Source organism: Legionella impletisoli (genome assembly GCF_900639875.1).
Lineage (GTDB): Bacteria > Pseudomonadota > Gammaproteobacteria > Legionellales > Legionellaceae > Legionella_A > Legionella_A impletisoli.
Genome location: NZ_CAAAIA010000005.1, coordinates 29234 through 47778, shown reverse-complemented (window position 1 = coordinate 47778; position 18545 = coordinate 29234). Strand labels below are relative to the sequence as shown.

Below are 18545 nucleotides of genomic sequence, written 5' to 3'. Positions count from 1 at the left end.
GTTTGAGAACTCGATTGCCGCCTAATTCATGGGTTGTCTGCTGGTTTTACAGAGTGGGGTGGCATAAATTAGAGTTTGAAGCAAGCTGGACACTACTTCCTGACTTACTGAGCAAGCCAAACTGAGTTAAACGCGCAGCATAGACTGAGGGGCTCTCAGCCGTTTCTGACGTGTTAATCAAGCATTGAATAGAAGGCTCTTCGCGAAGTGCTGTGATTTGCTTTGGCAGCAGCGTGTTAGGGAGCGCCAACCAACATCCCTCCGGTAATGATTTTGCAATGGACAGGATTTTTGAAAAACCCCAAGAAAATTCTTCTGAAATTCGAATACCTCTACCTGTTTTTATCAGGCTTGCAACTCGTATGGCTGTTTCAAGATTAATATGTTCGGATAGTAAAAGCGAGCATCCCTGAGGTAAATGCTTTATCATTAAATCAGCCTTCTCACATGGAGTTTTTGCAGAGAGATAGAGCTCGGCATTGGGATTTAACTTTTCCACCAAGGTTATGAGGTTTTCTTCTGACAAATCAGGGTCTAGAAGCACAGTACCCTTGGATAAAGAGGATACAATTGCTTCTGCAATAGAGAATGGAGTTTGGGAATCGATTCCAACGGCTCGATCTGTAGGCAATGTTTTTGCAATACCTCTTGCGACCTCGACAGATACTCCTGGTTCTAGCATGAGTAAACCTTGAAGTGGCATGGCACTCGCAATAGCAACAGCCAAATCCACTGTAGTACTTGGGTCCAGTAATACAACGCTGGCGTTTGGTAAAGCACGGATAAGAGATTGAGCGGTTTCAAGCTTCATCGAACCACTTAATTGTAATACATGACGAATAGGAAGATTACGAGCAACCAAGCGGCCATAGGTTATATCAACGGTGTCTTCCAAACGAATGGATGGTCTCATGGTACCTCTCTAGGTTTTATTTTACTCAATCAGCCAGAAAGTGAATTGAAGTTTGAGCTTTTTTCAGTCAAAGCGGCGAATAATAACAACATTGATCCATAATTTCAAAACCACTGCCAAAGGAAAGCAGGGAAAACGCATCTAATGTTTTGAACATTACATGCATGTTTTGCCTACTTGTCCTGCTTTATGTAGGCAAACCGTCAAGCTTGAATGAAGTTTGGAGCTGGATTCCTCGCATAAAGCGAGGAAGGTAGACATTTTGTTTTATTTAATGCGATTAGATGGATCCATAATTTCAACAATGTAAAGCAAAGTTAGCAAAAATAGCACAACAGGGGATTTATAATCCTATGATTCTGGTGTAAATCTATATATAAAACTCAATATTTTATTTTATACTATGGCCTAAGAGGCATTTATGGCGCATTGTAATTTTATTAGACACCAATCACAGACACCAATCACAGTTGGTCATTGCAGTTCAAATATGGTATAATTTTTCGCAAACGGGTGTCCTTATTTCTGCTCTTTAATTAACGCGTATTTCGCCGGCCTTCCCTGGCGAAAAACGCTGCTGCCTTTTTTAAGATTTCTCGCTCTTCTTCAAGTTCAGCAATGCGCGCTTTTAATCGTCTCAATTCCAAGTCTTTTTCATTGAGCTTTGGGTGATTCGGAAAAGCATTTTCTTGGTTGATTCTGTAATTTTTATGCCAATTATAGAGATTATTTTCTGCTACACCTAGCTCTCTTGCCACTTGTCTTAAAGTCTTATCGCTTTGCTCTAACAATTCAATAGCTTTAATTTTGAACTCTTTTGTATAGACATTTCTTACCATTTTTACTCCTTGCTGATGAGATTATATCTCTTAAACAAGATGCACGGCTAATCGAGGTAAGATCATTAAAGTTATTGATCTGAAATAGCAAATAACTTTGTTGGAATGAAAACAGCGTTTACCCACATCCTTGTGGTAAATTTTCTTTTTCTAAAAAAGTTTGACTTTAGGTTTTTTTACGAAAGAACACTCAAACTAAGAATTACTATCTATATTTCTAGCCAAGCCAATCACATTGTTTGTAATTGAAGGCTGATAATTTTTATGGGCGCATTCTATTGAGCGAGCAAAATCATTATCATACCATTGGATGTTATATACGTAACCAGATGCATAGTTACCCTTAACATGTATCAAAGTTGGCTTATCATTAATTTCAAATGTCACAGCTTCCTTAGCCAAACGGACCCCTCCCCTGCTGAGCTTAATGCTATGTTCAGCAAATGCACACGTGCCAATTTCTTTGTTTTCAAAAAACTGTATAGCACCATCCCATCCATTTTCATGATAAGCACCATAAGGTGCAACACCTAGGTTATGTGTCATAAGAGACTCAGGAACGCCTAAAAATGTATATCCCATATTAAGCTCATGGATTGATTTTCTTAAATGAGTACCTTGAGCTAAGTAGTTATCAGAGTTTTTCTGAATTTGATGTGATGCAGTGTGGCGAAATTCCATTAGCTCTTTAGCTCTAGGATTATCTACTTTAATAAATCCATTTTTCTTTTGCTCTTTAAGCATTTTAATTTCTTTATCTTCATCTTCGATTGAACCGCTTAGCTCTGCTACAGGAATAATCTGAATTCCAGAATTCGGTAAAGGTAAATTTTGAGAGTTTAAGTATTGATTTATTTGCTCATTCAAATCTTCTCTACTTGTATATGTTTTATCTTGTGCAAAGCATGCACTAGTGCTCATTAAAAATAACAACGCTAAATTACTTTTTTTCATGTTAAAAATCCTATTAATCTTTAATAATCCCACCAACCATCATAAATACCAAGTAATAGATTCATTATTCATACAATTGGCTCTACTATGAGCGGTAGTAGCATTTATTCCAGCATAACACTGTGCGAATGAAGATAATAAAATTCCAGTTACAACAATTTTTTCACAGATACTCCTTGTTTTTTTCCATTTAGTCTGCGAGTGAACTTATATTCCAAAAATACTAAAGAATTTCATTTATTAGTTTAGAATCAATAGGATAAAAAATAATAAAACCCAGAGACCCAAGCCCATAATAATGCCAAGTGCAAATGATAAAAGTTTTTGGGTATTATTGGGATTGGATATTAACTGGCAATCCATGATAATTAATCCCTTCATTTGTTTGGTGATGGTGAGTCATTAACATGATAAAGCTAATGAATGCTGTGGAGAACCCTGCTATAGCTCCTAGATAAAACCATTTTCTAGTGTTTTTTTTCATCTGTACTCTTATTCCATATGTGTGTTCTGATGAAAAGCGTTTGTTCCATCCCGCTTATCTGATAAGCGGATTTTATAGAGTCATAGCTTTCTATGCAATAACCTGCTAGTGATCCATACAGTAATTTTATTTTACCATCAAATTGACACATAATTATTATTTTCGAAACCTTTGAAGAAGTTCTCGTCTAAGTGAAAACAATAAGCCGAATGATTTCCCTGATGGATGGTTTTTGAGCTTTTCCCTTTTCCCAAGTAATTTAAATGAGGGTTTTCTTTACTCCTCTGCCATACCCTTTCAACCAACGAAAATTCAACAAAGAAATGGTTAATAAATGTGGTTAATTTTTCTATTTCAATAAATAATCAATTTTTACGATTAGTTTAACTACTATATTTCAAATATTTTAATAATTCGGAAAAATCATGCCGTATAGGGAAATTGTATTCGAGCAGGATCAGAAGGAGGTAGGATCAATCTTAAATAAAGCGAGGAACGTAGACATTCTGTTTTCTTTAATGCTATTAGATGCGTTTACCTATGCAAGTGGAAGTTCTTAAAATGACAGCTCAGAGAATACGGGCTAATATTAGATAGAACAGATCAAGGAGACGATCTATGAGAGTTCAAGTGACGGTTATGGCCGTTTTATTATGGATAGCTAACATGGCTTATGCTCAAATCACGCCACCAAGCACCCAGACGGTGCTAATTAATCCCCTTATTATGTATCTAGAAACCTTTGATGGCACTAAAATTAAAATATATATTCCTAGAGAGGAAGTGCTCAAGTTGCAAAATGTTAGCTCAGGAGACTCCGTTTCTCTTTTAGCTCCAGAAGAGGAATTATAACGTTTGTGATTTTTAAATGGATTAAACAATGGCATCATGAACGAATTATTCATCGCTCCAACGTCACCGACTATCAGTGGCAAGCAGCATTTCAACGTTTGCCTTTGTTAAAACGATTAAACCAGGATGAACAAAAACAACTAAAACATCTTGCTATATTATTTCTTCATTATAAGTCCCTTGAAGGGGTTGGCATTGAGGTGACAACACCTATGAAGCTCATCATCGCATTGCAAGCCTGCCTTTTGATTTTAAAACTCGGTTTAGAGTGGTATGAAGGATGGGTGTCTATCGTTATTTATCCCGGTGCGTTTGCTAAAGAACAAATGGAAGTCGATGAATGTGGGGTTGTTCACGAGAGTAAAACCAGTTTAAGTGGCGAGTCATGGGAGCGTGGACCGGTTGTCCTATCTTGGCAAGATGCACAATTTGATCACCGTTTTGAAACAAGAAATGTCGTTATTCATGAGTTGGCTCACAAACTGGATATGCTCAATGGGCAAGCCAATGGCCTGCCACCGCTTCATAAAAACATGTCCATTAAACAATGGGCAGACGCATTCACCCATGCATATCATGATTTTTGTGAGGGTTTGCTAACGAGTCCTGGACCAATCGACTCATACGCTGCGACTTCGCCCGGTGAGTTTTTTGCGGTGTTGTCAGAGTATTTTTTTGAAAACCCAAAAGTTCTTGCTAAACAGTATCCAGATGTGTACCACCAACTCACGCAGTTCTACCGGCAAGACCCGCTCCATTAACATCCAGTTGCCAAAATGACAAAAGCCACGCATTGGTGGCTTTTGCTGAGAGCGAACAAACCACATTCATCAAAAGTGGTGTTCATGCTCTACAGTATAAAGTATAGTGGATGATCTAAAATTGTTCAAATTTCTTGGTCTTTTGATCAAACAAGCATCACAATAATTAAAATCAGAAGTAATAATCCTATACCACCCGTCGGATAATAGCCCCAGCCTCGGCTATATGGCCATGCGGGTAAAACTGCAATTAAAATAAGAATTAAGATAATTAAAAAGAGCAGGTCCATGATAATTTCCTTATAAAATGAATAGTCCTTTATTAAAAATATAGAATAGATTGCTTACTTTTTCGAATTATTTCGAACAATAGTCAATCTTATTGAAAACAAATTGACCATTATCATCCGGCATGATAGAATCCGCTCAATTTTTTTGTTGGGAATGTAGTTTATGGCCATGACATTGAATTGGGGTCTTTTTACCGCACAAAACGTGCGGCCTACCGATGTTGGTTCACGAGAAAATGCCATAAAAGTACTCATGGCTTCGGCTAAAAAAGCGGCGCAACAAAATGACATTAAGCGATCTTTAAAAACCTACATAGAAGCGCTGTCATTGATTCCTGAAGAAAATGCTTCGTATTTTTCAACGTATATTTTGGATTGTCGGCGAAATCTCTTAATGCTTTTGACTGAACATCTTGATTCGTTTGAACCCTCTGAATTAAGGGGATATCGCAATCAGCTCTATCCAATTTCTAAATCACTTCGAGCGATTGTTTTAACCCATAAGCGCCAACGTCAGGTTAATTATCAAGAGATGCAATCGTTGACGCAACTTTATAAAAAGCCTTTAAACCTAGGATTAAACAGCTTAGTAGGCGCATTGTTGATTGCAATGGGTTTTATTCCCTACTGGATTTTATGCGCATTTTGTTTAGTTGTTTCGGATATCCTGGTTACATCACTTTGTCTTATGATAAGTCTTTCATTACCCGCCGTTGGCTCTGCTTTGCTTAGTGTGTTGTTACCAGTCATTTATTTCTCTTATACCGTTGCGGTGAGTGCTATGGCAGGATTTGGAGCGGGTCTTGCTTTAGCCTCTTGTGTTTTTCTTCCTCTTGCAGCGATCGCAATGGCCGTTGGTTTGACTGCTTTTTTGGTTGGGAAATATTATGCTCCTGAGCCTAGCTTAACGTTATCCCATGATGATCCAAAACGAGTATATCAAGCCCTATTTTTACTAGATTACTTAGGGGAAGAAAACGCCATTGATGCGCTATCGCAATGCGTGAGAACTCATTTTGATGACTTAGAGGATATATTGTGCGCTGATTATCAATCTGAGCGGAAAAATGAGATGAATCCTATTTTGTCAGCTCTTGATGCAACACAGATTCAAAGAATCGAAGCCATGGGATCTCTAAGCCATGATGACACGCATCCGTCAATTTAATTGGTAACTATAAGAAGTTCAACGCTTCAAATAATTTCTCTAGACACATTAAGAAGTAGGTCTATACTAATTACTCCTCCAAAGAAAAAAAACGCTACGGAACTTCGATGCTGGAATTTCTTGCCTTTGATATCATCATCATTAGTTTTTTATTGGAATTTTTAGATATTTATGCTGGCATGGGGTTTGGCATGATAACCCCCGTTCTCATTCTTTTAGAGTATCAACCTTTAGACATTATTCCTCCTGTGTTGCTTTTGTCCTGCCTATTTGGTTTATCCGCCGCTTTTTTTCATCATTGGTTTGAAAATGTTTCTTTTACTGAGCCTTTGATTTTAAAAATCGTTAGCACCACGATTTTATTAGGGCTTATAGGCATTGTCGTCGGTGTTGGGGTGGCTGTCTTTATGCCCGTTAAACTCCTGGAGTTATACATCGGGGTATTAATTGTTCTACTTGGTGTTATCGTTATCCTTAGGCGTTCGCCCATTTTGTTTTCATGGCGAAAACTTGGTTTTGTAAGCCTAGTAGCTGGTTTTAATAAAGGCATGTCTGGAGGTGGTTATGGGCCAATCCTAACCAGTGGTCAAATATTATCCGGTATTTTAAACAAGCAATCGGTCAGCATTACGGCTTTAGCCGAAGGGGTGGTTAGTTTGGTTGGTTTTGCTACGTTTTTTTTATTTTCCAGAGTTCACATCAATTGGACTTTGGCTGTCTCGATGTTGATTGGTGGCGGTTTGGCTGTTTTACCAGCCACCTACGTGGTAAAAATTAGTCGGGTCGTTCATTTAAAAATTGTGATCGGTTTAACGAGTATTGTTCTCGGCCTCGCCATGCTAATTCAAAAATTGATTTAATTTACCCGACATCCCGCACGGGTGTCTTTTTATCTAAAAAATACTGTGGTGCGAAATGTCGGATTTACCTTGGGTTGTATTCAATACGAACCAGCCTATCGTTTTTAAAGTATAAACTGATATTTCGCACTTCGTTTGCTACGTTTCCTTTTCGCCAAGTGTAGGCATAATCCCAGCGATTGGTATTAAATACGGGGCTCAATAGACTGGTTCCCATTAAGATGGCAACGTCTTGCTTACTCATGCCAATTTTTAAACGCTCAATTTTCGAGTCGGGTAACAAATTTCCTTGTTGTACAGCACGTTTTTGAAAATCGTAAGACGCACAACCTGAGAGTAAAAGAAAAGTTATGAGAAAGATGAGAATGTTTCTTATTCGCATTTTTTTTGCCTGTTTGGTAAAATCCGGCCATAATACCACGCAATATTGATAAATTCATCTGAGTCTTTCCAATCAATCCTTGCCTTGTGATTTACTCAGTTCATATCGGGAGTTACGGTGGAAGAAAGTCAACAGCTCAAAGAGGTTGGGTTAAAAATTACAATGCCTCGGTTAAAAGTATTGCAAATCCTTGAGCAGTTTCGTGATCACCATGTGAGTGCGGAAGAGATTTATAAAGCGTTATTGGACATGGGAGAAGACGTTGGCCTGGCTACAGTGTATCGTGTGTTAAGTCAGTTTGAAAGTGCAGGCCTTGTTCATCGACATAATTTTGAGGGTGGGTATTCGGTCTATGAATTAAGCCAGGGTGAGCATCATGATCACTTGGTTTGTGTTAAATGTGGGCGAGTTGAGGAGTTTCTCGATGAAATTATTGAAAAGCGACAAGCCATGATAGCAGAACGCGCGCAATTTAAAATGACGGATCATTCCCTTAATATTTACGGACTGTGTGTTGATTGTCAGAAAAAAGGCCGCTAAGGTTCTAGCTTAACAGGGATTGTTTTTGCTTGTTCTATCCAGTCTTCAATGCTAGTCTTCCCAGGTAGCGCCCGAACCAGTTTGGTCTGCTCATTGTATTCTTGCATGAGTGCCATGAGCTTTTCAGGGTTACATAATGATAGTTGTTGTACAGAGCCCACGCCACAATGAATTAACAGTTCGGCATACTCTTCACCTATTCCATTAATTCTTGATAAATCAGCCTGTTGAGTCCATTTTAAAATAAGTTTCGAGTTTATCCCAGTGGCTTTAGCCAATTGTTGCCGTTCATTGGGTTGACTGCACGCTTCTAACAATTGATCTTGATCTTCAATTCCAGCTTCATGCAGTAACGCGATGAATTTGACGCCGATGCCTTCCAGTTGCGATAACTTACACATCTTGGCTCCATTAAATTACGCAGGGGGCTTAATTAATTATATACTGGAACCAGCCTGTTTTGTTCTTGTTTTGAACAATTTTTTGCGGTCATATGATTTTCATTAACTGGGTGATGCTATCACTTAAGGTAGAATAAAGAGCTTTCAAGGAATCATCATCATTCACCAACGCCTGATTGCATTCCACTTCAATGCCTAAGTAATCATTTTCTAAATGTTTTTTACGAAGCGCTGCAGTAAACCCATCGCTTGAGCCGGTATAGGGGTAGTTGAGTCGTATGCGATAAGGAGGTGAGTGATTAAACATTAAGTTTTGCCAAATACGGCACACTTCTTTTTCGCCATGTCGTTTTGAATCATAGAGTAGAGCAATGGCTGCTTTGCGGGTAACCCCAGCTAACTCAGGGGTAAAAGTATGAATGGATAAATGTAAAACTTGATTTCCTTTGTCTATATGATGTTGTATGGCTCCGCTGACTCGATCGCGATAAGGATGATAATAGGCCTCAATAATCTGGTTTTTTTGGGTTTTGGGCAATGATTTTGTGAACTTTGAAAAACATTTGGGGTGCTTTAAACTGCGATTACAATCAATCAATAAGCGTGTAATTGTTGTTTTGAAATAATCGCAATCCAATACGGAATGGAGATGATTGGCAATCCCTAATGCGCCAATATCCCACGCAAGATGGGTTTCTAAAATATCTTCATGATCGGCAAAAAGGTGTTGATAAGGTTCTGGAACCTCATTGCCTCCATGCTCAGAGCTTAATACCAAAACGGTGGATTTCATTTTAATTCTGCCTGCTTAAAATCGCTTTACGCTTTAAACAACTTATTCTCAATTAGGCAATTGCCCAGTTGGCGATAGACCTGTTTTAATGTGTCGCGATTATAGTTATTTTGACAGGCGCGTAAAATTCGCTCACTAAGATTACCATGGCTCAAAATATGTTCTAATGCAAGTTGACTGTTTGAATTGAGCTCACTGCTGATGCGCTCAATGAGTAAAGTCCAGACTTCTCGTAAACTCATGCGGCGAGGAGGCAATTGCCATTGCTCTAATAACCTCGAATCATCAACTTCCACCGCTAAGCCATATTTCATGCTGGCATCATAAACAGCCTTTAAAGGCTCGCTTGGACAAATGTTTTCTAAATAGAGTGCTGAGTTTTGATGCCAATGGTTTAAAATGGCATGAATGGCATGAGCAATGGCAATATCAGCATAAACGCACTCTTGTGAGTCAATGATACGAATTTCTACGGCCATGCTTTCAAATTTTGCAATAGCGCCACGGGAATTTAGCCATTCATATTGTAAAATGCCATTGGGATCAAACGCTCGAATATCGGCATACATCGGATTTAAGATTTCTTTTTCATATTGTGCTTTTGAGGTAATGAATTCGGGAATGATTTGCCCGCTGATGGAGGGGATCCGCTGTTGATTGCGACCATAAAAATCAAGTCTTGAATCAAGTAAGCCGGTAGGTTTGCCATCTAGAAAAGGTGTGCTTGCCGCTAAAGCCGGGATCAAAGGCAACAACAGACGTACTGCGTTGTGTAATTGAGCAAATTCTTCATCGTTTGAAAAGGGCAGGTTCACATGCATGCTTTGTAAATTCGCCCAACCATGACCTTGGCAATTAAAAATTTCATCGTATTGCTGATAGATGCTCTTATCCCCATGGGGCCAACGATGTGTTTCTAATAGAGGATCCATCCAAGGATGTGCTCCGGTCGGTAAAAACTGCAAATTGAGTTCTTGCAGGCGCGGCTGCAACTCTAAAATCGTTTGTTGAAACTGCTCGGCAATAGGGGTCTTGGGGGCTTTGGGGCCATAATTTTTTAATTCAAGTACATGCATGACCAATTCATTGCTGGCTGCAATTTCTCCTAGGGGGACCTCATTGACTAATTCCCCTGCAAGCATATGAAGAATGGCATCACTTTTGGGTTGTACGGCTAAAGTATCTCGGTCGACAAGCATGTATTCAATTTCGATGCCTAAGACGGAAAAAATAGGATAACTAGACATAACCATGTTTCCTGCGAATACGCTGTAAAAATACACTCATAATTTTCTGGTATAAAGCTTCACCCATGACTTGATCTTCCACACCAAAGTCAATATTAGGGTTATCATTGACTTCAATAACGTAATGCTTGTCTTTGACGCTTTTAATATCGACACCGTACAAGCTATCACCTATCAGCTTGGTGGCTTTCAAGGCGGTTTTGATAACGCCTTCAGGGACTTTGTCCAAAGGAACGGTATCAAACTCTCCTTCAACGTCTTCTTTTGTGGAGTTCCAATTATAAATCTGCCAATGATCTTTCGCCATATAATATCGACAGGCATACAAAGGCTGATTATCCAGTACTCCAATACGCCAATCAAATTTTGTTGGAATAAAAGGCTGAATTAAAATAAGATCGGAGGTTTTTAAAAATTGTGCTAGGGATTTTTGTAAAGATTTTTCATCTTCGATTTTAATTACTCCGTGTGAGAATGCACTATCGGGTTTTTTTAATACACAGGGAAATTTTATGTTGGGCAACACCGTATCATACTTGCTGATAAATAAGGTTTCTGGCGTTAAGATTTGATGGCTGCGCATGAGCTCAGCTAAATATACCTTGTTGGTGCATTTGACGATGGACTGGGGATCATCGATGACCACCAGGTTTTCCTGAGCAGCGCGACGGGCAAAACGATAGGTGTAATGATCCACGGCGGTGGTTGCTCGAATGAAGAGCGCGTCATACTCTGCGATAGATTTGCTGTCATTTTTATCAATGATATCAATATTGAGCCCCATCGACTCACCGATGCCAACAAAGGCTTCTATGGCTTTTTGATTGGAAGGGGCATTTTCTTCTGTTGGGTCAACTAGAATCGCTAAATCATGATACCGTTGTTTTCTTCGCCATTGATGAAAACGCTTTTTAGCAAAATATGCTTCAGCGGATTCACGCATAAAATCATAATGATTAAGTGGCACGTCAGCCATGGATAACGGTGTAACTTTTTTAATGCACCAATGTTTTTTCTTTTCTAATTCAAATCGAATCAAGGGCAAAGGAAAAAGACCATGCAGCTTTTTGGCTAAAGCCGCGTGTCTTTTTGCCATGTTTTGCCCAAAATAAAGACTAAAGACGAATTCTTTTGCTTTAATATTTTGTAGGCTATGCTGAATTTCCTCATCTATTTCTTGCGAGATCTGTTTGCTAAGACTCGTGCTTAAAACATCTTGGATATTTAATACAGAGGGAATGGTTTTATGATCACGAGCATGCGCTAATAACGAAACGTAATAACCAATCGTTTGATAATTGTAAGACTTGCAAAGATTAATAATCCGCATGGATTTATTTTGATAATATTCTTCATTGGATAAATAGTCGAATGCATGAACAACAGGAGTGGAAGGCCCCATGAATTCCCAACTCTGGGGGTCATCAGTTACCAACACGGTTTGCATAGTTATTATCACCTTTGGGTTGGATTATTAGTAAATTGGCATCATAGGTTAGAACGCCGAGCATAATAGCATTAATTAAACGATTGCTACTTACTTTGTAATAATTATTATGAGACAAGGGATTTTCACGGTGTGGATCGGCCACAATGATATGGCGTTTGCTTTCATCATAGCCGCAAAGCACCACAAAATGACCGCAAGGAGTTCCACGTACATCATCATAATGCGCTACTCCATCGGTAGTATAAATTTCTCTTGGGCTTCGGTATAAGTAGGTGGCGCTTAATCCTGTTAAAATGGGAATGTTTTGTGAAAAATATTCTTTGAGTAAATTCACATTGATGGTGGTAAAGCGGACCTTTCCGCCCATTTCCAAAAATTGTTGATAGGCGATACTGGATTGGATAATGCCTTTATCCCATTTATGTTTCATTTGGGCATCAAGTTTTGAGATAAGAATATCGCTTCGTGCCTCGTCATTTTTAAACCACGTAGGGTCAAATACATCTAAATTATTAATGTAGATGGTTGTATCAAATCCTTTGGCTAGCGCATGCTTTCCAAGCAAAGGAGCAAGAGTACCCCCCGATAAAGAGCGTTCAACATCCGCAATAACTTGCTCTAGAGTAATCTTTAGACCAAGGTATTGATATATAGCATGTAAGCAGGTTGGTCCGCAGGTTTCGTCGTCAGGTTGCGTGTTAATTTTAAGATCAATCATGAGTTAGCATTCGCAAAAAAGCGGTTAGTACTACTAGTCAGCGCTACACGTACATTATTTTTAAATTAGAATGCCTGGTGAGCTTTGTCAATTGCTTTTCCCATATTGCTTGGGCGGGTTTTCGTGGTTACTGAATGACTTTCAAAGAAAGCTCAAGCACAAAATGGGCAACTTCTTGAGCCTCTGTAGGATGGGTATAATTCGTAAAAGCGGTTACCTTAATGGGCTTATTAATTCGCTCGCCTGATTTGATGGATTCTTGAATCATGGCTTTGACCGTTTCTCCCATGGTGCTGACAAAATAAACATCGGATTCAGGACGACTTAAAAAATTGGCTTGAAAAGATTTAAAGACTAAGGATGCATTGACGTTAGCGGACTTTGCATGATAAAAACCATGTAACCCTCCAGCAATATCAGCCCCTACGGCTAGCGCACCAAAATACATGGAATGAAGATGATTTTTAGTGCGCCTCTTTAAAGGGAGCTTAACGACGATTTCAGTATCAGATAAATGAACCAATCGGGGCCTAGTATACCCTATCATCGGCACGTTTAAGCGTCCAAAAATCCATAAAAAAAATTTAAACCTTGTGAGCGATTTCACGTTTTGTTCTCAGTGGTTTCATTAACGCTTAAGTTTGAAATGATTTTTTTAACGCCTTTAATGGCACTCACTCGTTTTAAAATCGCAGCGATGGATTTATCACTTTTCACCGTGCCAGTTAGGGTCACTACGCCATTATCCGTAGTAGCATTAATACCAACCAAAGGAATGGATTCATCGTCCAACACCTTCGCTTTTAAAACAGCAGCTTCAACCTTGGCCGTAATGTATGCGTCTGTAAAAGCCGTATTGACGCGTTTAATGTCTAAATTTTCCGTATCGACGCTTTTAACGCCTTTCGTTGTTTTGGCGATGCGAAGAGCAGAAACAAAGGCTTCTTTATTTTTAACATGGCCACTCAACGTTACAACGCCATGATCGGTAGAAACGGATAGTTTCAAGGGATTAAGATTTTTGCTTTTTGTAAATTGTGCCGTGATTTTTGTGGTAATGACCGCGTCACTGATTTCTTGCTCAAGCTGCTTAATGTTATTGAGCTCAGCGGCTTGGACTTGTGAGACCAACAAGACAAGCGTTGAGGCTAAAATGAAAGAAAGAAATTGCCGCATGATTCTGTTCTATACAATGACCCATGAGAGCAAGTATAACATTGACTATTTAATAACTGCCAGGCCATTCACAGAGATATCCACAGAAATTGTGGATAATTAACGTGAATTAATTACGGCTCATGTTCGCTATTGAAGAGCCATATTAATGGTGGGAATAATATATTTGCCTTGCGCATTGGCAATTACTAAGACCGTAAAATCTATGGTTAAATTCAATTCGGGAATGCGTATGAGTTGATGAACTCGCCAATAAGGAATTCCTGCAAAAAAATTACTTTTGCTCACTACGCCAGACTCTAAAATGGTAGCAGGGCCAATGGCTTTTGGATGTAAAACAAGCTTATTGGCTTGGACAATCTGTATGTAGTTTTGCAAAAAGTCACCTAAAGCATTCCAGGCATTGTAGGTATAATTTGGCCGCATTCGCTGATATAAATCTTCATTGTCAGTGTAATCAATGGCTAAGGTTTCAAGTAACGTCTTTTGAGTCCAATCGCTCACCCCAGGATCATTTGCATAACTTAAAGAAGAACATAATAGAGGAACAACAAGAAACAAACTTAAAATTGTTCGGCGACTCATCATTTATTCCTTTATTGTATACACTAATAAGAGTTAGCGTTGCTTCATTGTTTGTTTAATTAGTATAGCAGAGATATAATCTGTGTTTTTTTAAGTCAGATCGAGTGAGTCAGTCATGATTAGTATTAAAGGGGTAAGAACGCATAATTTGAAAAATCTCAATATTGACTTACCTCGGGATAAGCTTATTGTGATAACAGGCCTTTCGGGATCAGGTAAGTCTTCACTCGCTTTTGATACCTTATATGCTGAAGGGCAAAGACGGTATGTAGAGTCACTTTCTGCCTATGCTCGTCAATTTCTCTCTATGATGGAAAAGCCAGATGTTGATTCCATTGAAGGGCTATCCCCTGCCATCTCCATTGAACAAAAAGCAACTTCACATAACCCACGTTCAACCGTTGGTACTATAACTGAAATTTATGATTATCTCAGGCTTTTGTATGCCCGTGTTGGCGATCCACGTTGTCCCACTCATGGTGGGAGTTTAAATGCGCAAACCATCAGTCAAATGGTGGATCAGGTTTTGGCGTTGCCCAAAGAGAGTAAAGCGATGATTTTAGCGCCGGTCGTTCGTGAACGAAAAGGCGAGTTTGTTCAATTATTTCAACAGCTTCAAGCAAAAGGGTATGTGCGCGCTAGAATTGATGGAGATCTTTATGAGTTAGACGATCCACCTAAGCTTGAACTAAGAAAAAAACACACCATTGAGGTCGTGATTGATCGCTTTAAAGTGAGAGACGATTTATCACAACGTTTAAGTGAGTCATTCGAAAACGCACTAAATCTTGCCGATGGATTGGCTGTTCTTGCAGGTGTTGATAGCGAGTTTGATGAGTTAGTTTTTTCGTCGAAATTTGCCTGTTCCGAGTGTGGGTACAGTTTAAGTGAACTTGAGCCGCGACTGTTTTCTTTCAATAACCCGATGGGGGCATGTCCTTCGTGTGATGGGTTAGGCGTTGATCAGTTTTTTGATCCAAAACGTGTGGTTCATGATGAAACGATAAGCCTTGCTGATGGTGCTGTTAGGGGCTGGGATAAGAAAACAACGTATTATTTCACGATGCTTGAATCCTTGGCCAAGCACTATGATTTTTCAGTCGCTACGCCTTTTTGTGACTTGCCCGACACCATCCGTTCGCTCGTACTTTATGGAAGCGGGAAAGAAGTGATCGAATTTAATTATCAAAGTCCTCGGGGTGGTTTTGTTCAGAAAAGCCATGCGTTTGAAGGCATTATCCCCAACATGCAACGAAGATATCGCGATTCGGATTCGGACATGGTTCGTGAAGAATTGGCGAAATATTTATCCGCTCGTCCTTGCCCCTCTTGTCATGGTTCGCGCTTGCGGGTCGAGGCGAGAAATGTGTTCATCGCCGAAAAAAGTTTGCCTGAAATCACCGCTTTATCCATTGAAAATGCGCATGAATTTTTTAACGCGTTAACCCTTCCAGGAAGTCGCGGAGAAATCGCTGCAAAAATTAATAAAGAAATCGTCGAGCGTTTAGGTTTTTTGGTTAATGTGGGGCTTGATTATTTAACCCTAGCGCGCAGTGCTGAAACGCTTTCAGGTGGTGAAGCACAACGAATTCGATTGGCCAGTCAAATTGGATCGGGATTGGTTGGGGTGATGTATATTTTGGATGAGCCTTCGATTGGACTGCATCAAAGAGACAACGATCGCTTACTCAAAACGTTAACGAGACTTCGTGATTTAGGGAATACCGTGATCGTGGTAGAGCATGATGAAGACGCGATCCGAACAGCAGATTTCGTTTTAGATATTGGCCCTGGGGCTGGTGTGCATGGTGGTGAAGTGGTTGCATCTGGGACACCTAGCGAGATCATGGAAAAAGAGCGTTCTTTAACTGGACAATATTTGTCTGGTAAGTTATGCATTGAAGTGCCTAAACAACGGATTGCGATAGATCCGGAAAAAGTGATTCAACTCAAAGGGGTATCTTGCAACAATTTAAACCAAGTTGACGTGACGATACCTCTAGGGGTTATGACCTGTGTCACGGGGGTGTCTGGCTCAGGAAAATCAAGTCTAATCAATGACACGTTATATCCTTTAGCAGCCAATCAATTGAATCGAGCCAGTATGCAAAAGGTCGGTGAAGTCCAAGAAATATCGGGACTTGGATTATGCGATAAGGTCATCGATATTGACCAAAGCCCAATTGGACGAACACCTCGTTCAAATCCAGCAACGTATACTGGGATTTTTACACCAATTCGCGAGCTCTTTGCTAATACGCCAGAGGCAAGAGCGCGAGGATATCAACCAGGACGGTTTAGTTTTAACGTTCGGGGTGGGCGTTGTGAGGCGTGCCAAGGCGATGGATTAATTAAAGTCGAAATGCACTTTTTACCTGATATTTACGTGACTTGTGATGTTTGTAAAGGAAAGCGCTACAATCGTGAAACGCTTGATATTCACTATAAAGGAAAAACCATTCACGAAGTGCTGCAAATGACTGTTGAAGAAGCGCGCGAATTTTTTGATGCCATCCCAATAGTTGCGCGAAAGTGCCAAACGTTAATCGATGTGGGTTTATCATACATTTCCTTAGGTCAGAGTGCGACCACCTTATCCGGGGGTGAGGCACAACGCATTAAATTAGCCCGTGAATTATCTAAACGAGGAACGGGAAGCACCTTGTATATTTTGGATGAGCCTACTACCGGACTACATTTTCATGATACAAAACAATTGTTAAAGGTACTGACTCGTTTACGTGATCAAGGAAATACCATTTTAATCATCGAACACAACCTTGATGTGATCAAAACAGCGGATTGGATTATCGATTTAGGCCCTGAAGGAGGCAGTAAGGGAGGCGAAATTATCGCTACCGGCACGCCTGAAGAAGTGGCGTCCTGTGCTGAGTCCTATACGGGTCAATTTTTACGCCCTTTACTAAGCTAACGCTCACGTACTACCGATGAAGATCGGTGGATACTACGGTCAAAGCCGCAGTAGGTAGGCGTAATGAGGATACTACGGTCAAAGCCGCAGTAGGTAGGCGTAATGAGGATACTACGGTCAAAGCCGCAGTAGGTAGACGTAGTGAAGTTGGTTTTTATCGTACAACCTACGTGCTGTGCTTTAAGCACAGCATCCATGCTAGAAGTCATCAAGGTCGGTGGATACTGCGGTCAAAGCCGCAGTACGTAGGCGTAGTGAGGATACTGCGGTCAAAGCCGCAGTAGGTAGGCGTAGTGAGGATACTACGGTGAAAGTCGCAGTAGGTAGACGTAGTGAAGTTGGTTTTTACCGTACAACCTACGTGCTGTGCTTTAAGCACAGCATCCATGCTAGAAGCTATCAAGATCGGTTGATACTGCGGTCAAAGCCGCAGTAGGTAGGCGTAATGAGGATACTGCGGTGAAAGTCGCAGTAGGTAGACGTAATGAGGATACTGCGGTCAAAGCTTCACGGTCAAAATCGAAGAATGTCAGGTTAAAATCAAATGTCTTATTTGTTTGCATTTTCAATGCTTTAGGTTTATTACTTAACTTATAATATCTTAAGGAAATATAATCATGAGTACCTTTCTAATCGCAGTATTAATTATCGTTGTTCTTATATTTTTCTGGATTATTGGTGTCTATAACAAGCTCATTTCTTTAATTGAGGCCATTAATAATAACAAACGCCAGATTGATATTCAGTTGGATCGCCGGTTTAAGGTGTTTCAATCTTTAATTGAGTCCGTGAAAAAATACATGGATTATGAAAAAACCACGCTCAAAGACGTAGTGGCACTGCGTAATAAAGCTGAGGCGGCTAAAGAAGCAGGGAATGAAAAGGAACGAATTGCTGCTGAAGAAGGGATCTCACGCATAGCTTCGGGTTTGAATGTGGTTTTTGAACAATACCCAGATTTAAAAGCCAGTCAAAACGTAATTCAACTCCAAGAAGAGATTGTCAATACGGAGAATAAATTATCCTATGCAAAACAGGCCTATAACGACAGCCTGGAGCGATATAATGCTAAGAAAAAATCATTTTTTGAATCCATGGTGGTGAGTATTTTCCCCTCAAAACTGGATAAAGATTTTACCTATTGGTCATTACCAGAAGATCAAATCCAAGCTCGGGAAGATTATACCGTTAAACTATAAC

General features: G+C 39.8%; 20 protein-coding genes. 7 read left to right on the top strand and 13 right to left on the bottom strand.

Annotated features, from left to right (window positions below):
* Positions 1–46: 46 nt before the first annotated feature.
* The 3 genes from E1O41_RS06425 to E1O41_RS06415 all read right to left on the bottom strand — a co-directional run bounded on the left by E1O41_RS06425 (position 47) and on the right by E1O41_RS06415 (position 2706).
* On the bottom strand, positions 47–913 hold the full coding sequence (locus E1O41_RS06425; RefSeq protein WP_131776500.1) for a hypothetical protein: 867 nt from the start codon (positions 911–913) through the stop codon (positions 47–49).
* A 536-nt stretch (positions 914–1449) separates the two neighbouring features.
* Positions 1450–1752, bottom strand: a complete 303-nt coding sequence (locus tag E1O41_RS06420; RefSeq protein WP_131776499.1) for a transposase — start codon at positions 1750–1752, stop codon at positions 1450–1452.
* Positions 1753–1947: 195 nt separating this feature from the next.
* Positions 1948–2706, bottom strand: a complete 759-nt coding sequence (locus E1O41_RS06415; protein WP_131776498.1) for a hypothetical protein — start codon at positions 2704–2706, stop codon at positions 1948–1950.
* Between the two features lie 1102 nt (positions 2707–3808).
* On the opposite strand from E1O41_RS06415, the gene E1O41_RS06410 reads away from it, so the two are divergent.
* A complete protein-coding gene (locus E1O41_RS06410; RefSeq protein WP_131776497.1) occupies positions 3809–4042 on the top strand; it encodes a hypothetical protein in 234 nt (77 codons plus the stop codon).
* 5 nt (positions 4043–4047) lie between these two features.
* Positions 4048–4803: a M90 family metallopeptidase gene (locus E1O41_RS06405; RefSeq protein ID WP_229669336.1), complete on the top strand. Its 756-nt coding sequence runs from the start codon at positions 4048–4050 to the stop codon at positions 4801–4803.
* A 146-nt stretch (positions 4804–4949) separates the two neighbouring features.
* On the opposite strand, the gene E1O41_RS06400 is transcribed toward E1O41_RS06405, so the two are convergent.
* Positions 4950–5093, bottom strand: a complete 144-nt coding sequence (locus E1O41_RS06400) for a DUF3309 family protein (protein WP_131776496.1) — start codon at positions 5091–5093, stop codon at positions 4950–4952.
* Positions 5094–5256: 163 nt separating this feature from the next.
* Here E1O41_RS06400 and E1O41_RS06395 point away from each other — a divergent pair, with 163 nt between their 5' ends.
* Positions 5257–6261, top strand: a complete 1005-nt coding sequence (locus tag E1O41_RS06395; protein WP_131776495.1) for a hypothetical protein — start codon at positions 5257–5259, stop codon at positions 6259–6261.
* Positions 6262–6368: 107 nt separating this feature from the next.
* A complete protein-coding gene (locus E1O41_RS06390) occupies positions 6369–7121 on the top strand; it encodes a sulfite exporter TauE/SafE family protein (RefSeq protein ID WP_131776494.1) in 753 nt (250 codons plus the stop codon).
* A gap of 64 nt (positions 7122–7185) precedes the next feature.
* On the opposite strand, the gene E1O41_RS06385 is transcribed toward E1O41_RS06390, so the two are convergent.
* Complete coding sequence (locus tag E1O41_RS06385) at positions 7186–7503, bottom strand: outer membrane protein assembly factor BamE (RefSeq protein ID WP_131776493.1); 318 nt, start codon at positions 7501–7503, stop codon at positions 7186–7188.
* A 117-nt stretch (positions 7504–7620) separates the two neighbouring features.
* Here E1O41_RS06385 and fur point away from each other — a divergent pair, with 117 nt between their 5' ends.
* The gene (fur, locus tag E1O41_RS06380) at positions 7621–8043 is read left to right on the top strand and encodes a ferric iron uptake transcriptional regulator (protein ID WP_131776492.1); all 423 of its coding nucleotides are present in this window, start codon (positions 7621–7623) and stop codon (positions 8041–8043) included.
* Here fur and E1O41_RS06375 read toward each other — a convergent pair.
* The 8 genes from E1O41_RS06375 to E1O41_RS06340 form a co-directional block, all read right to left on the bottom strand.
* Entirely contained in the window at positions 8040–8444 is a 405-nt protein-coding gene (locus E1O41_RS06375; RefSeq protein WP_131776491.1) for a DUF4332 domain-containing protein, read from the bottom strand. The genes fur and E1O41_RS06375 overlap by 4 nt on opposite strands.
* An 88-nt stretch (positions 8445–8532) precedes the next feature.
* Positions 8533–9237: an N-formylglutamate amidohydrolase gene (locus tag E1O41_RS06370; RefSeq protein WP_131776490.1), complete on the bottom strand. Its 705-nt coding sequence runs from the start codon at positions 9235–9237 to the stop codon at positions 8533–8535.
* A 26-nt stretch (positions 9238–9263) separates the two neighbouring features.
* Positions 9264–10484 carry a carboxylate-amine ligase gene (locus tag E1O41_RS06365; protein WP_131776489.1) on the bottom strand — a complete coding sequence of 407 codons (1221 nt, stop codon included), beginning with the start codon at positions 10482–10484 and terminating at the stop codon, positions 9264–9266.
* Entirely contained in the window at positions 10477–11931 is a 1455-nt protein-coding gene (locus E1O41_RS06360) for a RimK family protein (RefSeq protein ID WP_131776488.1), read from the bottom strand. The genes E1O41_RS06365 and E1O41_RS06360 overlap by 8 nt, the downstream gene beginning before the upstream one ends.
* The gene (locus E1O41_RS06355; RefSeq protein WP_131776487.1) at positions 11909–12652 is read right to left on the bottom strand and encodes a C39 family peptidase; all 744 of its coding nucleotides are present in this window, start codon (positions 12650–12652) and stop codon (positions 11909–11911) included. The genes E1O41_RS06360 and E1O41_RS06355 overlap by 23 nt, the downstream gene beginning before the upstream one ends.
* A 127-nt stretch (positions 12653–12779) precedes the next feature.
* Positions 12780–13259 (bottom strand): DUF4442 domain-containing protein, encoded by a 480-nt coding sequence (locus E1O41_RS06350; RefSeq protein ID WP_131776486.1) that lies wholly within the window; start codon positions 13257–13259, stop codon positions 12780–12782.
* The gene (locus E1O41_RS06345) at positions 13256–13828 is read right to left on the bottom strand and encodes a BON domain-containing protein (RefSeq protein WP_131776485.1); all 573 of its coding nucleotides are present in this window, start codon (positions 13826–13828) and stop codon (positions 13256–13258) included. Before E1O41_RS06345 ends, E1O41_RS06350 begins: the two co-directional genes overlap by 4 nt.
* A 129-nt stretch (positions 13829–13957) precedes the next feature.
* Positions 13958–14413, bottom strand: a complete 456-nt coding sequence (locus tag E1O41_RS06340) for a DotI/IcmL/TraM family protein (RefSeq protein WP_131776484.1) — start codon at positions 14411–14413, stop codon at positions 13958–13960.
* A gap of 115 nt (positions 14414–14528) precedes the next feature.
* Here E1O41_RS06340 and uvrA point away from each other — a divergent pair, with 115 nt between their 5' ends.
* A complete protein-coding gene (gene uvrA, locus E1O41_RS06335) occupies positions 14529–17345 on the top strand; it encodes an excinuclease ABC subunit UvrA (protein ID WP_131776483.1) in 2817 nt (938 codons plus the stop codon).
* A 617-nt stretch (positions 17346–17962) separates the two neighbouring features.
* A complete protein-coding gene (locus E1O41_RS06330) occupies positions 17963–18544 on the top strand; it encodes a LemA family protein (protein ID WP_131776482.1) in 582 nt (193 codons plus the stop codon).
* Position 18545: the final 1 nt, after the last annotated feature.

Bases quoted from the DNA above. Each gene is read 5' to 3' on its own strand.
- E1O41_RS06425 (WP_131776500.1), bottom strand. From the start codon at position 913: ATGAGACCATCCATTCGTTTGGAAGACACCGTTGATATAACCTATGGC.
- E1O41_RS06420 (WP_131776499.1), bottom strand. From the start codon at position 1,752: ATGGTAAGAAATGTCTATACAAAAGAGTTCAAAATTAAAGCTATTGAA.
- E1O41_RS06415 (WP_131776498.1), bottom strand. From the start codon at position 2,706: ATGAAAAAAAGTAATTTAGCGTTGTTATTTTTAATGAGCACTAGTGCA.
- E1O41_RS06410 (WP_131776497.1), top strand. From the start codon at position 3,809: ATGAGAGTTCAAGTGACGGTTATGGCCGTTTTATTATGGATAGCTAAC.
- E1O41_RS06400 (WP_131776496.1), bottom strand. From the start codon at position 5,093: ATGGACCTGCTCTTTTTAATTATCTTAATTCTTATTTTAATTGCAGTT.
- E1O41_RS06395 (WP_131776495.1), top strand. From the start codon at position 5,257: ATGGCCATGACATTGAATTGGGGTCTTTTTACCGCACAAAACGTGCGG.
- E1O41_RS06390 (WP_131776494.1), top strand. From the start codon at position 6,369: ATGCTGGAATTTCTTGCCTTTGATATCATCATCATTAGTTTTTTATTG.
- E1O41_RS06385 (WP_131776493.1), bottom strand. From the start codon at position 7,503: ATGCGAATAAGAAACATTCTCATCTTTCTCATAACTTTTCTTTTACTC.
- E1O41_RS06375 (WP_131776491.1), bottom strand. From the start codon at position 8,444: ATGTGTAAGTTATCGCAACTGGAAGGCATCGGCGTCAAATTCATCGCG.
- E1O41_RS06370 (WP_131776490.1), bottom strand. From the start codon at position 9,237: ATGAAATCCACCGTTTTGGTATTAAGCTCTGAGCATGGAGGCAATGAG.
- E1O41_RS06365 (WP_131776489.1), bottom strand. From the start codon at position 10,484: ATGTCTAGTTATCCTATTTTTTCCGTCTTAGGCATCGAAATTGAATAC.
- E1O41_RS06360 (WP_131776488.1), bottom strand. From the start codon at position 11,931: ATGCAAACCGTGTTGGTAACTGATGACCCCCAGAGTTGGGAATTCATG.
- E1O41_RS06355 (WP_131776487.1), bottom strand. From the start codon at position 12,652: ATGATTGATCTTAAAATTAACACGCAACCTGACGACGAAACCTGCGGA.
- E1O41_RS06345 (WP_131776485.1), bottom strand. From the start codon at position 13,828: ATGCGGCAATTTCTTTCTTTCATTTTAGCCTCAACGCTTGTCTTGTTG.
- E1O41_RS06340 (WP_131776484.1), bottom strand. From the start codon at position 14,413: ATGAGTCGCCGAACAATTTTAAGTTTGTTTCTTGTTGTTCCTCTATTA.
- uvrA (WP_131776483.1), top strand. From the start codon at position 14,529: ATGATTAGTATTAAAGGGGTAAGAACGCATAATTTGAAAAATCTCAAT.
- E1O41_RS06330 (WP_131776482.1), top strand. From the start codon at position 17,963: ATGAGTACCTTTCTAATCGCAGTATTAATTATCGTTGTTCTTATATTT.